Below are 14,654 nucleotides of genomic sequence, written 5' to 3' on the forward strand. Positions count from 1 at the left end.
GATCAGACCAGGGCGTTGCGGTTGGCGAACTCCACCAGTTCGATCAGGGAACGGGCGTTGAGCTTGAGGAGCAGGCGGGTCTTGTAGGTGCTGACCGTCTTGTTGCTGATGAACATCTCCTCGGCAATCTCCTTGTTGCTATAGCCGTTGGCGAGGAGCTTGAGCACCACCAGTTCGCGGTCCGACAGATGCTCGATCATCTCGTTCTCGTCAGGGAGACCGACCTGGCGCTTGCCGGACCTGATCACGTCGCTGGGGAAGTAGCTGTAGCCGGACAGGACCGCGCGCACCGCCGCGGTCAATTCGGCGAGGTCGCCCTCCTTGCAGACGAAGCCCGCGGCGCCGGCCTGCATGCAGCGCGTCGCATAGTGGTTGGGGTTCTGCCCGGTCAGCACCAGCACCCGCAGCGGCAGGTCCAGCGCTTGCAGGCGGGCGATGACATCCAGGCCGCCGAGCTTGGGAATACCGATGTCGAGGATCACCATATCCGGCTGGTGCTCACGCGCCAGGGCGATGGCATCCACACCGTTATCCGTCTCCGCGACGACTGCGTAACCTTCGCGATCCAGCAGCAGGCGTACGGCAAGGCGAATGACCGGGTGATCGTCGACGATCATCACCTTGTAGGCGGACTCGCTTTCAGGTTCGAAGAAATCATCCAGATTGACCATTTTGCTCACAGCATCGCTCCCTTGGCGCGGTTTGGTGGCTGCCAAGATAGAGAAGCGACTTGCACTGTCGACCCCCGAAACAGACCGGTCACCGCATTCAGGAATCGACCTACCCCTCCTTGCGTTTCCTCCTACAGCGAAGAGCTGATATCAGCAACGATAGGTGCTCGGTTCCAGGCAGATGACGGTCATTTCCATGCCCCCCCGTGCTCCCGGGAAAGGTGGCACTACATCATTTCCGGCCACCCCGGGCGCCAGCCGACAGCCCCCGCCCCATGGCAAATTGCACGACGACCGTCGCAAGCCTCATGTATGCTCCATTAGCCCCTCAGGGATCGAGTCAAGGAGCTGCTGCAATGCCGCAAAAGTTCGCTGAGCGTCGCTTTCCGCTGCACGTGCACATCAGTGCGCTGTTCACCTTGCTGCTATTGCTCACCGGTGTGGTCCTGGGCCTGTTCAATTATCGTCAGACCAGCCAGATCATCCTTTCCAGCAGTGATGAACTCTTCGACCGCATCAGCCAGGAAGTGGAAACCGACCTGCGGCAGACCTACCAACCCACCTATCACCTGCTCAACCTGCTGGCCCTGGGCGGCACCCACCAACGCCTGAACAGCTTCGACCGCCTGGACATCCTGCTCCGCCCCCTGACCCAGGCCCTGCAGGACAATCCCAAGCTGGCGGCACTCTACGTCGGCTATGACGATGGCGACTTCTTCATGGTCCGCCACCTGCGCAACGAGGCGCTGAGAAAGACCTTGAATGCCCCGCCGGATGCGGTCTATCAGGTCTGGAGCATCGAGCGGGACAACCTGTCGCGCGCCCGTTCCCTGACCTTCTTCTTCGACGGCCAGCTCAATGAGATAGTCCGCCGCCAGGAACTGAAGGAGCGCTACGATCCGCGCAGCCGCCCCTGGTTCTACAGGGCGCTGGAAAGGGATGAGCCGATCTCCACGGCCCCCTATGTGTTCTTCTCCAGCGGCGTAGTCGGCACGACCCTGGCACGCCCCGGCGGCAGCGATGCGGTGGTCGGCGCCGACCTGACCCTGGACGACCTGTCCGCCACGCTGGCCGGCCACCGGGTCACGCCCTCGACCGAAGTGGTCCTGTACCAGCCCGACGGCCGCGCGGTTGCCTACCCCGACACCAGCAAACTGGTCAAACGCATCAACGGCGCGCCCGAGCTGGGCGAGGTGAAGGACTTCAGCCCGCCACTCGCCGCCCTGATCGGCCTTGCCGGCGAAGAAGACCTGCGCACCAGCGCGGAGATCGCTGATCGCCGCTGGATCATCGCGCGCCAGCGTATCGCCGAAGGTGGGCCCGAGGGCCTGCAACTGGCCATCCTCGCCCCCGAGGACGAACTGCTGGACGATGCCTACCGTATCCGCTGGCAGAGCGCGATACTGACGCTGGCCATCCTGCTTTTGTGCATCCCGCTCGGCATCCTGCTTTCGCGCATCGTGGTCAAACCGCTGCAGGCGCTGGTGATCCAGGCCGAAGCCATTCGCAGCTTCAATTTCAGCCTGCCCGCCATGGGACGCTCGCCGGTGCTGGAGGTGGACCAGCTGGCCGTTTCCATGGCGCGGATGAAGGAAACCATCTCCAGCTTCCTGGAAATCGCCTCCAGCCTCTCGGCGGAGAACCGCTTCGACAACCTGCTACGCCGCGTCCTGGACGAAACCATCGACATCAGCGAAGCCTCCGGCGGTCTGCTTTACCTGATCGACAGCCAGAAGGGCCGCCTGGAGCCCCACGGCCTGTTCCTCAACAATCAGGAGCAGGACCTGGAAGCCCACGGCATCCGCGGCTTCGACCTCGAAGGCCCGGCCATGCCGCACTGGCTCGACCTGCCGTCCCACGGCGGCCCCAGCCAGGTGTACTCGTTCGGCTTTGATCAGGCCGGCGCCTACCGGGACCTGTTGAAAACCCTGGAAAGCCCGCGGGTTCACCTGGTCTGCACCGGCCTGCAGAACCGCCAGGGCATCACCATTGGCGTGCTGGTCCTGCTGCACCGCGACACGGGCGACGAAGCTCGCCCCGCCATCCTCAGACCGCAACGCATTGCCTTCGTCGAAGCCATCTCCGGCGTCGCCGCGCTGTGCATCGAAAGCCAGCGCCTGCTGGAGAAACAGAAGCAATTGCTGGACGCCTTCATCCAGCTGATGGCCGGCGCCATCGACGCCAAGAGCCCCTACACCGGCGGGCACTGCCAGCGCGTACCGGAAATCACCCTGATGCTGGCCCGTGCCGCCGCCGCCAGCAACGAGACGCCATTCCGCGGATTCCAGCCCACGGACGAAGAATGGGAAGCCCTGCACATCGCCGCCTGGCTGCACGATTGCGGCAAGGTGACCACCCCCGAGTACGTGGTCGACAAGGCCACCAAGCTGGAAACCCTGAACGACCGCATCCATGAAATCCGCACCCGCTTCGAAGTGCTCAAGCGCGATGCCTGGGTGCGCTACTGGCAGGCCCTCGCCCAGGGCGCCGATGAGCACGAACAGGCGCAGCTGCGGGACGCTGAGCTGGCCGCGCTGGACGACGACTTCGCCTTCGTCGCCCGCTGCAACCTGGGTGGCGAATCCATGGCCGAAGCCGACCAGGAACGCCTGAAAAGCATCGCTGCCCGCACCTGGACCCGCACCCTGGATAACCGTCTGGGAGTGTCCTGGGAGGAGGTGCAGCGCCTGGCCCGCACGCCGCCACAAGCATTGCCGGTGGAGGAAAACCTGCTGGCCGACCGGCCCGACCATCTCATCGAGCGCCCCGCCACCGAACTGATACCGCCGGACAACCCCTGGGGCTTCAAGCTGCAGGTGCCCGAGTACAAGTTCAATCGGGGCGAGCTGCACAACCTCTCCGTCAGCCGCGGCACCCTGACCGAGGAAGAGCGCTACATCATCAACCACCACATCGTGCAGACCATCCTGATGCTCAACCACCTGCCCTTCCCTGCGCATCTGACGAACGTGCCGGAGATCGCCGGCGGGCATCACGAGAAGATGGACGGCAGCGGCTACCCAAAACGCCTGACCCGCGAAGAAATGAGCCTTCCAGCGCGGATGATGGCTATTGCCGACATCTTTGAAGCGCTGACGGCGGTGGACCGCCCCTACAAGAAGGGCAAGACCCTCAGCGAATCCCTGGGGATCATGACCGGCATGTGCCGCAGCGCCCACATCGACCCCGACCTGTTCGGCCTGTTCGTCCGCTCCGGGGTGTACATGGACTACGCACGGCGCTTCCTCAGGCCGGAGCAGATCGACCAGGTGGACGAAGCGGCGATTCTGGCGAAGGCGGGTCTGGCCTGAATCGCTGCAAGGTCGATCTACTCCCTCACCCTTCAGGGAGAAGGCAACCAAGCAGCACAAGACAGTTCCATCCCTTCAGATGAAATCCGGGGAAATCCCACCGCCTCTCCCGGATTTCATACGGGCTACGATTTGCCTGTAAGAGCGAGTCAATCGCGAATGAATTCGCTCACAAGACGCAGACAACAAAAAGGGCGCCAATAGGCGCCCTCCTTCTTTCCGTCATCGCACTCAGGCGTTGACCGGATTCTCCGGGTACCACACGTCGATCAGCGGGCTGACGGTGGAACCGGCCAGCTCGGCGTGGCCCTTCTGCAGCCAGGCTTCCACCTGGGAACGCTGTTCGGCGGTTACCGAACCACGCTTGCCGAGGCAAACGAAACCGTAGTCCTCGGCACCGATGAAGCCCAGGCCGTTGCTTTCGATCGCTTCGTCGATGAAACGCTCGAAGAACGCTGAAACCGCTTCCGACTCCAGACCCTCCTTGTAGTTGAGGGTGAGTTCGAAACCCAGTTCCTGGAATTCATCGACGCAAAGCTTCTTGCGCAGGCGGCGGGAGCGATTGGTAGCCATCAGGCAGTTCCTCGGCAGAAATGACGGGCGGCACTCTAGCAGCTTCCGTCGCAACTTGCCCGCTCGCGGTGCATCCCTGGTTGCACTTACGGACGAAATGAGTCTCGAACTCGCACAGTCGGGACTGGGTTACGGCATAATGCGCCGATTTCCCGAACCTTCGTGGGAACAGTTGCCATGTCATCTTCTTTCGTCACCCGCCCTCGCCAGGAGGGCAAGCATTGATGTTCAAGTCCATTCGTACCCTTGCCGTCGCCGCCCTGATCCTCCCCGTTGCCCTGCCGCTGTCCGCTGCCCAGGTCAACACCAGCCTTCCCGCCAAGGTGCAGAAGGCCCTCGCCGCCAACAAGATTTCCGCCAACTCGCTATCCCTGGTGACCCTGCCGCTCACCGGCTCGGGCGCCCAGACGCTGGTCAACGCCGATGTATCGGTGAACCCGGCGTCCACTATGAAGCTGATCACCACCTACGCCGCCCTGGAGCTGCTCGGCCCCACCTATCAATGGAAGACCGAGTTCTACGCCGACGGTCCGGTGAAGAACGGCGTGCTCAACGGCAACCTCTACCTCAAGGGTGGCGGTGATCCCAAGCTGAACATGGAAAAGCTCTGGCTGATGATGCGCGACCTGCGCGCCAACGGCGTACGCGAGGTCATCGGCGACCTGGTGCTGGATCGCAGCTACTTCGTCCCCCCGCAGCTGCCGTCCTTCAACGACGATGGCGGCGACGAAAACAAGCCCTTCCTGGTCGGCCCGGACTCGCTGCTGGTCAACCTCAAGGCCGTGCGCCTGATCGCCCGCGCCGAAGGCGGCAAGGTCAGCCTGGCGATGGAGCCGCCGCTGGAGAACATCCGCATCGAAAACAAGCTGCAGGTGACCAAGGCCGCCAAGTGCCCCTCCTGGCCCGACGTGCGCTACAACCCGGTGAGCCAGTTCGACGGCACCACCCTGATCGCCAGCGGCAAGCTGCCGGAGGGCTGCAGCGCCCAGACCTACATGTCGCTGCTCGATCATCCGGGCTACGCCGCCGGCGCCGTGCGTGCGTTCTGGAAAGAGCTGGGCGGCACCATCCACGGCAAGGACCGCCTGGGCGACGTGCCCAAGAACGCCAAACTGCTGGCCCGCGCCTTCTCCCCGGACCTGGTTGAAGTCATCCGCGACATCAACAAGTACAGCAACAACACCATGGCCCAGCAGCTGTTCCTCAGCATCGGCGCGCACTACCGCACCGCTGCCGATGGCGACGACGCCAAGGCCGCGCAACGGGTGATCCGCAACTGGCTGGCGAAGAAGGGCATCACCGCGCCGCATCTGGTGATGGAGAACGGTTCGGGCCTGTCGCGCAATGAGCGAGTCAGCGCCCGCGAGCTGGCCACCATCCTCCAGGCCGCCTGGCAAAGCCCCTACGCCGCCGAGTTCATTTCCTCGCTGCCGCTGGTGGCGATGGATGGCACCATGCGCAAGCGCCTGCGCCGCACGGCCCTGGAAGGTGAAGCCCACATCAAGACCGGCACCCTGAACACGGTCCGTGCCATCGCCGGTTTCAGCCGCGACAGCAATGGCAACACCTGGGCCGTGGTGGCGATCCTCAACGACTCACGCCCCTGGGGCGCGTCGGCGATCCTCGATCAGGTGCTGGTGGACCTGTACCGCCAGCCCAGAAGCGTGGCCGGCGCCAACTGACGCCGATGGCCGCCCCGTGCGGGTGGCCATCGTTCATTCCGCGATACGGATCTGGTTGCGTCCCGCCTGCTTCGCCGCATAGACGGCGGCATCCACGCGCCGCAGCAGATCATCGGCATCCTCCCCCTCGCGCCAGGCGGCACAGCCGAAGCTGGCGGTCACCTGCCCTACCCCCTCCACGCTCTCCTTCGCCAGCGCCTGCCATAGCGCCTGGGCGACCTGGAATGCCTGCTCGACATTGGTGTCGGGGCAGAGCACGACGAACTCTTCGCCGCCCAGCCGGCACAACACATCAATGCGCCGCAGGCGCTCGCCGACCCGCTTGCACAGCGCCCTGAGCACCCGGTCCCCGGCCTCGTGGCCATGGCAGTCATTGATCTGCTTGAAGTGATCGACATCCAGCATCACCAGCGCCAGCGGACCTTCCCGGCGCTCGGCGCGAGCGATCTCCAGGTCCAGGCGTTCCTGGAAGTAGCGCCGGTTGTAGACACCGGTCAGGGCATCGGTGACCGAGAGCGCACGCAACTCCTGCTCCACCAGCTTGAGCCCGGTGATGTCGGTGATGTAGCCATGCCAGAGCACGGCGCCATCGTCCCCGCGCTCGGGTACCGATTCCCCGCGCAGCCAGCGCAGGCCCTGGCGCGGCAGCAGCACGCGGAAATCCTCGCGCCAGGGCGTGAGCAGTTCGGCGGAGCGGCGGATCGAGCTCTGCACCCGCTCCAGGTCATCGGGATGGACGCGCTCTAACAGGCCCACCGCATCGTCCCGCACCGTTTCCGGCTCCACTTCGAAGACTTCGCGGATGCCGGCGCTGGTGTACGGGAAGCTGAAATGCTCGTTCGGCTCCATGCGGAACTGGTAGAGCACGCCGGGCACCCGCGCGCTGAGCTTCTCCAGCAGGCGATCACGGGCCTCCAGGGCCTGCTGCACGTGCTTGCGTTCGGTGATGTCGATCGCCACCCCGAGGTAACCCACCAGCACGTCACGCTCGTCACGCACGCCGGTAAGGATCAGGCTGCCGATGAGGCGACTGCCATCGCGGCGTTGGAAGGTCCATTCCTGTTCGTCGTAGTGGTCGTCCGCCGTGACCTCTTCCATATAGGCCTGGAAATCCGGGACCGGCTTGCCCAGGCGCCGTCCGAGCGCGCGACAACGCTCCGCCACCTCGCTCTCCAGATGCACCACCACCGGATGCCGGCCAATCATTTCCATGGCCCGGTAGCCGAACATCCGCTCGGCGCCGACGTTGAACTGGAGGATGGCACCGCGCAGGTCCGTGCTGATGATCGCGACCTGGGTAGCGGCGTTCAGCAGGCTGCGGAGCTGGCCGTTCGCCATGGCCAGTTGCAGTTCCACCGCCTTGCTGGAGCTGATGTCGGTCTGGGTGCCGATCATCCGCTGGGGCAGGCCATCAGCGCCCCGCTCCACCACCTTTCCGCGCTCCAGCACCCAGATCCAGCGACCATCCTTGTGCAGCATGCGGTGCTGGCTCTGGTACACCGCGCTGTCGCCGCGCAGGTGGCGTTCCAGCTCGGCCTGCGCCAGTGGCTGGTCCTGGGGATGGATCAGCCGCCCGCGCGCTTCCAGGCTGTCATTCACCTCGTCCTCGCCATAGCCGAGCATGGTTTTCCAGCCACGGGAGAGGAAGAAGCGTCCGGCCTGGGGTTCCCAGTCCCAGACACCGTGCCCGGCGCCATCCAGGGCGAAGCTCCAGCGTTCCTCGCTGAGCTGCAGTTCGATTTCGCGCTCGCGCAGCGCTTCGGTGCGCTCGGCCACCAGCGCCAGGGCGTTCTGCCGCTGGTTGACCATCAGCAGCAGGTAGCCCGCCAGCAGCAGCGTGAATACCAGGCCGCTGATCGCCACCAGATCGGCCGTGGACAACGTCTCCTCGGCGAGGAAGTCCGCGCTGGGCACCACCTCCAACAGGTACTGGCGGTCGCCAAAGGGCAACACGCGACGTTGCGACAGATCGCTCGCTGGAGCCACCGCGCTCTGGTAGATCAGTTGCTCGCGGCCATCCTCGCTGACATCGCTGACGCGCACCACCAGGCTCGCCAGGTTGTCCGGCGCGATGGCGGCTTCCATCTCAAGGTTGAGGCTGAGCACCGACACCACGAAACCGCGCAGGCGCTCATCGCTTGGCGGACTGCCGTCGTAGACCGGCGCCAGCATGACCACGCCGCTGCTCTCTCGCTCCACCACGCCCATCACCCGCACCCGCTCGGTAACGCTGACGCCGTGGCCGCTCCGCGCCTTGGCGATGGCGGCGCGGCGCGCCGGACTGGAGTTCAGATCCAACCCCAGCGGCACCTGGTCGATACGCGAGGTCACGCTGTAGTAGACCGGGAAATACTCCTGCCGGGGCGGGCTCACCACCAGGCTATCGCCCTTCAGGTCGCGGATGACGAAGCCGGCCATTCCCTCTTCACGAGCGCGGGCCTCGAATTGCTCCCGCTCGCTTCCGGCGATTCGCGGCACCCAGGAATAGGCCAGGGTGTCGCCCAGCAACGGACCGACGAATCCCTGGAATTCGCCAAGGGTGACTTCACGAGAATTGCTGAAAAAGCGCTGGACGGCATCCAGCTCCTTGAGCTGAGCGTCCAGACGCTCCTGGATGCGGCTGATACGTTCGCCAGCAGCCAGGTTGAAACGCGCACGCAACTGGTTCTCTTCGGCGTCGCGCACCGCCTGGCTGAGCAGGAAACTAAGCGCCGCACCGCCGAAGACCGCCAGCAGGCAGACCAGCCACACCAGCGCGCGGCCGGTCAGCATTGCCGACAGGGGCAGTTTTTCCGACGCAAGCGACTGCATGCTCACTTCTCGAATATGGGTGTGGAAATACCATCCCTGTGAGCATCAACATAGTCAGGTGGTGGCACTTTGCCTAGGAGCGCGCACGGGCAGCCGACCGTCCAAGGCAAACGCCGGACAGCCGGAACCCCGGGGGATCGCTCGGAGCGCTGGAAGCGAGGCGCTCAGGCGCCTCAGCGGGTGGTCAGGCGCCAGGCGCGGTGGATCTTCGAGTTGCGCGCGAAGTCCGGGTCCAGGGTCTCGGCGCTGATCTCGGTAACCGCGTAGCGCGCCTCGAGCCCCTCATCCAATTGGAACTTGCGGAAGTTGTTGGAGAAGTACAGGACGCCTCCGGGCGCCAGGCGCGCCATGGCCAAGTCCAGCAGCTGGACGTGGTCACGCTGCACGTCGAACACCCCCTCCATGCGCTTGGAGTTGGAGAAGGTCGGCGGGTCGATGAAGATCAGGTCGTACTCGCCACGGTCCTCCGCGAGCCAGGCCATCACATCGCCCTGCTGCAGCTTGTGCTTGTCGGAAAAGCCGTTCAGCGACAGGTTGCGCCGTGCCCAGTCCAGGTAGGTCCTGGACAGGTCGACGCTGGTGGTGCTGCGCGCCCCACCCTTGGCCGCGTGCACGCTGGCGGTGGCCGTGTAGCAGAAGAGATTGAGGAAGCGCTTGCCGGCCGCCTCGCGCTGGATGCGCAGGCGCATCGGCCGGTGGTCGAGGAACAGGCCGGTGTCCAGGTAGTCGGTGAGGTTCACCAGCAGCTTCACGCCGCCTTCGCTCACTTCCATGAAACGCCCTTCGCTGCCCTGGCGCTCGTACTGGCGGGTGCCGCTCTGGCGCTCGCGACGCTTGACCACCACGTGGGCCGGGTCCACATCCAGCGCCTGGGGAATCGCCGCCAGGGCGTCGAGCAGGCGTGCCTGGGCCTTTTCCGGGTCGATGGAACGGGGCGGGGCGTATTCCTGCACATGCACCCAGTCGCCATAAAGATCGACGGCCAGGGCGTATTCGGGCATGTCGGCGTCATACAGGCGATAGCACTGGATGCCGTCCTTGCGCGCCCACTTGCCCAGTTGCTTGAGGTTCTTCTGCAGGCGGTTGGCGAACATCTGGCCGCCCTCGGAGAGACGCGCGGGCTCGGCACGCGGCGCGACGCGGTCACCCTCCCCGGCCGCACGCCGTTCGCCAGTCACGAACTGTTCCGGCAGCACCTTGAGCAGCAGCAGCTTGCACGCCAGGGCGCCGTTCCAGAAGGCGTATTGCTTGTGGCTGCGGATTCCCATGCGCTTGCCCAGTTCCGGCGCACCGGTGAATACCGCCGCTTCCCAGCCCATGCAAGCCTGGCGCAGGCGCTCACCGAGGTTCTGGTAGAGGTACAGCAGGCTCGCTTCGTCGCCCAGGCGCTCGCCATAGGGCGGGTTGCTGACGACCAGCCCCTTCTGGTTCTGGTCCGGGCGCGGCTCGAAGGTTGCCAGCTCGCCCTGGTAGATCTTCACCCAGTCGCCGAGTCCGGCGCGCTCGATGTTGTTGCGGCCCGGCTGGATCAGGCGCGGGTCCGCCTCATAGCCACGAATCCACAGCGGCGGCCTGGCCAGGCCCGCTTCGGCGCGAACCTGGGCTTCTTCATGGAGCTTCTTCCATAGCGCCGGTACATGACCCAGCCAGTTGGAAAACCCCCAGCGCTCGCGCTTGAGGTTGGGCGCCACGTCGGCGGCCATCATCGCGGCCTCGACCAGGAAGGTGCCGACACCGCACATGGGGTCGGCCAGGGCGCCGCCCGCGGCGGCGATACGCGGCCAGCCGGCGCGGATCAGGATGGCGGCGGCCAGGTTCTCCTTCAGCGGCGCGGCGCCCTGCTGCAGGCGGTAGCCACGCTGGTGCAGGCTGTGGCCCGCCAGGTCGATGGAGAGGATCGCCTCACCCTTGTCCAGGCGCAGGTGAATGCGCAGGTCGGGGTTCACCTTGTCCACGGAGGGGCGCACACCGTCGGCGCCGCGCAGCTTGTCCACCACTGCGTCCTTGACCTTGAGCGCACCGAAATGGGTGTTGTCGATCCCCGAACCGTGGCCACTGAACTCGACCGCCAGGCTGCCACTGGGCATCAGGTGGTCATGCCAGTCCACCGCCAACACGCCCTGATAGAGGTCCTCGGCGTTCTGCACCGGAAAGCGCGCCAGCACCAGCAGCACCCGGTTCGCCAGCCGGGACCAGAGGCAGAGGCGGTACGCGGTTTCCAGGTCGCCCTGGCCGCGCACGGCGGCAACCTGCTCGCGCACCTCCTGCAGTCCGAGTTGCGCGGCCTCTTCGGCCAGCAGGCCTTCCAGGCTTTTCGGGCAGGTGAGGAAAAGTTCGTAGCGGTCCGACATTGGAATTCCAGGGCCCATTCGAGGCGATCAGCGGCACAGAACCTGAGCTGTGCGGTAACAAGATATGTGACGTAAGGTCGCAGAACGGCCCTTCGTCGGAATGAAAAGTCATCAGATTCGCGTGCCAGATGATATGGCAGCGCGACATCTTGAACTGGCCAGCCCCGAAGCCACGGGGCTTAGACCGAAAAGTGGCAAAAAATGCGTCCGTCAGCTTATGGCCGTTGCCACCTACAAGTTACGTCCTTATGACAAAACGATCATTCACATGCCTGAGGGCATTGGTTAGAACTCAGTTAACCCGCCGCCGCAATGGCAGTGGATGAAGGCGCGTCACGCCGGCAACGCACCTTCGGGGCAGAGTATTTCTGCCAGGTTCCACCTGTGGAACCAATGGACATAACAGTCAACAAATGAGGGCTACACCCTATGAGAAGACTTAAGCGTGATCCGATGGAACGAGCATTCTTGCGCGGCTATCAGCACGGCATCAATGGTAAATCCCGCGATCTTTGTCCTTTCACCCATCCCACCACACGGCAAGCCTGGATCAACGGTTGGCGCGAGGGCCGTGGCGACAACTGGGATGGCTACACCGGCGCCGCCGGTATTCATCGTCTGAACGAACTCCACGCCGTCGGCTGATACAGGATCACACCGACTTCACCAAGCACGCCCCATCCGGGCGGCGGGCGCAAGCCCAGGGGCTCCCTTAACGGGAGCCCTTTTTATTTGTGCCCGATTTTCACCTCGGCAGTCCGGCGATGGCGTCCACCGCTTCGCGGATCAGCGCCGGCCCCTTGTAGATGAAGCCGGAGTAGATCTGCACCAGGCTCGCGCCAGCAGCGATCTTCTCCGCGGCATGACGGCCTTCGGTGATGCCGCCGACCGCGATGATCGGCAGACGACCACCCAGCTCACCGGCCAGCACTTTCACGGTATTGGTGCTCTTGTCACGCACCGGCGCGCCGGAAAGTCCGCCGGCCTCGTCGCCATAAGGCAGGCCTTCGACGCCTTCACGGCCGAGGGTGGTGTTGGTGGCGATCACCGCGTCCATGCCCGATTCCAGCAGTGCCCGGGCGACCATGGCGGTTTCTTCGTCGCTCATGTCCGGCGCGATCTTGATAGCCAGCGGCACGTGCCTGCCGTGCTGGGCGGTCAGGCTTTCCTGACGGCTGTGCAGCGCCTGCAGCAGTTGCTTCAGCGAATCGCCGAATTGCAGGCTGCGCAGGCCGGGGGTGTTCGGCGAGCTGACGTTCACGGTCACGTAGCTGGCGTGGGCGTACACCTTGTCCAGGCAGATCAGGTAGTCATCCACCGCGCGCTCGACGGGGGTATCGAAGTTCTTGCCGATATTGATGCCCAGCACGCCGTCGTACTTCGCCGCCCGCACGCGCGCCAGCAGGTGGTCGACGCCCTGGTTGTTGAAGCCCATGCGGTTGATGATGGCTTCGGCCTGGGGCAGGCGGAACAGGCGCGGCTTGGGGTTGCCCGGTTGCGGACGCGGGGTCACGGTGCCGATTTCGACGAAGCCGAAACCCAGTTGGGCGAAGCCGTCGATGGCATCGCCGTTCTTGTCCAGGCCGGCGGCCAGGCCTACCGGGTTGGGAAACTCCAGCCCCATCACCTTCACCGGCAGGCTCGCCGGCGCCTTGGTCAGCAGACGGTTGAGGCCGAGACGGCCACCGGCTCCGATAAGGTCGATGGACAGTTCGTGGGAAGTTTCCGGGGACAGGGAGAAGAGCAGCTCGCGGGCCAGTTTGTACATGGTCGGTCGGGCATCGATCGGCGATATGGGCCGGCGATTATAGCTGCGCAACCCCCGTCACGCGAGGCGGCGCAGGCTGAGGAGCTTGCCGTCGGCGGAAAAGTCCAGCTCGAAGGTGCCCTGCACGCCTCCATGCCCCAGGTGCGGGCGCAGATGCCGGGCCGGCAGGCTGACCCTGCGGCCATCCCGGCTGCGCAACAGCACACGGTTGGCGCGTCCTTGATAGACTGCGAGGAATTCGTCCGCAGTCAGGGAAATATCCAGCACCAGGCTGGGCATGGAGGCATCCTCGACAATGAAGAGCAGGATTCTGCCACACCGTCCGTTCACCCTTGCTCCCCGCCAGGCAGAATTGTCCGATACCCGGTTCGCGCAGCCGGCACGCCTCTGCCACACTGCCACCCGTGACCGCGGAGTATTCAGGCCATGAGTGAGATGCAGCCACTACCCTTGAGCGCCCGCCTGGCTGCAATCGCCCAGCGTTTCGGCTTCGGCAAGTCACCGCGTCGGGTGTTCGAACGCGCCAGCCAGCTTCGCCTGCCCTTCCAGCAATTGCACCTGCCCGAGGACACCATCTGGTGGCAGTCCGGCCCGCCGTTGCAACGGCTGGTGGATTTGCCACGCGGAGCGCTGTCCGGCCCCGTCCAGGACGACAAGGCCGAAGCCCACGCCGTTCTGGTAAAGGTGGTCAAACGCTGCGAGCAGCGCCTCCCCAGCTTCGACCTGCGGCAGATCGACGGGCTTTGCGGCAGCGACCACGAAGCAACGCCCGCCGCCAGTTTCGAGGACTACCTGGCCGGCCTGGACAGCCGCAAGGTGCGGATCATCAGCTACAAGGACTTCGTCAAGGCCATCAGCCTGCCGCTGCCGCGCTTTCTCGCTGGCGAGCCCATCAGCCTGCTCCGCGCCGACTGGTACGGCTATCGCGTGTTCTGGAGCGGCGAGCAGCATGTCGAAGCCTTCGCTGCCTCCATCGCCTACGCACGGCTGCGCGCACTGGAAGCCACCCTGCCCGCCGAGATCACCGACTACAGCCTCGACCCCGACGGCCTGGCCGTGCTTGACGAGCGCTACCATGTGCTGGCGATGCCGTCACAGGCCTGGAGCGACCCGGCCTTCATGGGGCTGCTGCTGGACAGTGGAATTCCCTATTCGCGCCTGACCATCCTGCGCAACTCCGGCACCCCGGAGTTCATCCTGCTGCCAAAGAATCACGCCGCCGCCACTGCCCTGGGCGAAGGCCTGCGCCTGGCCGGGGCGGCGGATGTGGTGAAGTACCTGCGAGCGCTGGGCTAGGTTCGCGGCATCCTGTTGCGCCTCGATCTGCAGTTCCCGGATTTCATCTGGGTTACGATCTGGGCCCAACCTAGATCGTCGGGTTTCGCTTCGCTCTGCCACAACCTACGCCAACCCCGAACGCTGTCCCTTCGGTCGCCGGGCTACGACTTGCGGCGAACCACCAGACATTTCGCGCACGCGAAAAAAGC

10 protein-coding genes are annotated in these 14,654 nt (G+C 64.8%); 4 read left to right on the top strand and 6 right to left on the bottom strand.

Annotated elements, in window-relative coordinates; translation table 11 throughout:
• Positions 1–2 precede the first annotated feature (2 nt).
• Positions 3–671: a response regulator gene (locus tag ACFW0B_RS23260; RefSeq protein ID WP_449151355.1), complete on the bottom strand. Its 669-nt coding sequence runs from the start codon at positions 669–671 to the stop codon at positions 3–5.
• Positions 672–1,027: 356 nt separating this feature from the next.
• Between ACFW0B_RS23260 and ACFW0B_RS23265 the strand changes: the two genes are divergently transcribed.
• Positions 1,028–3,982, top strand: a complete 2,955-nt coding sequence (locus ACFW0B_RS23265) for an HD domain-containing phosphohydrolase (protein WP_449151343.1) — start codon at positions 1,028–1,030, stop codon at positions 3,980–3,982.
• Between the two features lie 231 nt (positions 3,983–4,213).
• Here ACFW0B_RS23265 and ACFW0B_RS23270 read toward each other — a convergent pair whose 3' ends face one another.
• Complete coding sequence (locus ACFW0B_RS23270; protein WP_449151344.1) at positions 4,214–4,555, bottom strand: YggL 50S ribosome-binding family protein; 342 nt, start codon at positions 4,553–4,555, stop codon at positions 4,214–4,216.
• Positions 4,556–4,779: 224 nt separating this feature from the next.
• Between ACFW0B_RS23270 and dacB the strand changes: the two genes are divergently transcribed.
• Entirely contained in the window at positions 4,780–6,237 is a 1,458-nt protein-coding gene (gene dacB / locus ACFW0B_RS23275; protein WP_449151345.1) for a D-alanyl-D-alanine carboxypeptidase/D-alanyl-D-alanine endopeptidase, read from the top strand.
• Positions 6,238–6,270: 33 nt separating this feature from the next.
• Here dacB and ACFW0B_RS23280 read toward each other — a convergent pair whose 3' ends face one another.
• Together ACFW0B_RS23280 and rlmKL are read right to left on the bottom strand one after the other, a co-directional pair.
• Positions 6,271–9,048 carry a diguanylate cyclase gene (locus tag ACFW0B_RS23280; RefSeq protein WP_449151346.1) on the bottom strand — a complete coding sequence of 926 codons (2,778 nt, stop codon included), beginning with the start codon at positions 9,046–9,048 and terminating at the stop codon, positions 6,271–6,273.
• A 173-nt stretch (positions 9,049–9,221) separates the two neighbouring features.
• Positions 9,222–11,399 (bottom strand): bifunctional 23S rRNA (guanine(2069)-N(7))-methyltransferase RlmK/23S rRNA (guanine(2445)-N(2))-methyltransferase RlmL, encoded by a 2,178-nt coding sequence (rlmKL, locus tag ACFW0B_RS23285; protein ID WP_449151347.1) that lies wholly within the window; start codon positions 11,397–11,399, stop codon positions 9,222–9,224.
• A gap of 429 nt (positions 11,400–11,828) precedes the next feature.
• On the opposite strand from rlmKL, the gene rmf reads away from it, so the two are divergent.
• A complete protein-coding gene (gene rmf / locus ACFW0B_RS23290) occupies positions 11,829–12,044 on the top strand; it encodes a ribosome modulation factor (protein WP_151132935.1) in 216 nt (71 codons plus the stop codon).
• Between the two features lie 100 nt (positions 12,045–12,144).
• Here the strand turns inward: rmf and ACFW0B_RS23295 are convergent, their stop codons facing one another.
• Entirely contained in the window at positions 12,145–13,167 is a 1,023-nt protein-coding gene (locus tag ACFW0B_RS23295; protein WP_449151348.1) for a quinone-dependent dihydroorotate dehydrogenase, read from the bottom strand.
• 57 nt (positions 13,168–13,224) lie between these two features.
• Positions 13,225–13,446, bottom strand: a complete 222-nt coding sequence (locus ACFW0B_RS23300; RefSeq protein ID WP_449151349.1) for a DUF2835 domain-containing protein — start codon at positions 13,444–13,446, stop codon at positions 13,225–13,227.
• Between the two features lie 147 nt (positions 13,447–13,593).
• Here ACFW0B_RS23300 and ACFW0B_RS23305 point away from each other — a divergent pair, with 147 nt between their 5' ends.
• Positions 13,594–14,463, top strand: a complete 870-nt coding sequence (locus tag ACFW0B_RS23305; protein ID WP_449151350.1) for a DUF6685 family protein — start codon at positions 13,594–13,596, stop codon at positions 14,461–14,463.
• The last annotated feature ends 191 nt before the right edge of the window (positions 14,464–14,654 follow it).

The sequence above is a fragment of the Metapseudomonas phytobenefica genome, from assembly GCF_043392685.1.
Lineage (GTDB): Bacteria > Pseudomonadota > Gammaproteobacteria > Pseudomonadales > Pseudomonadaceae > Metapseudomonas.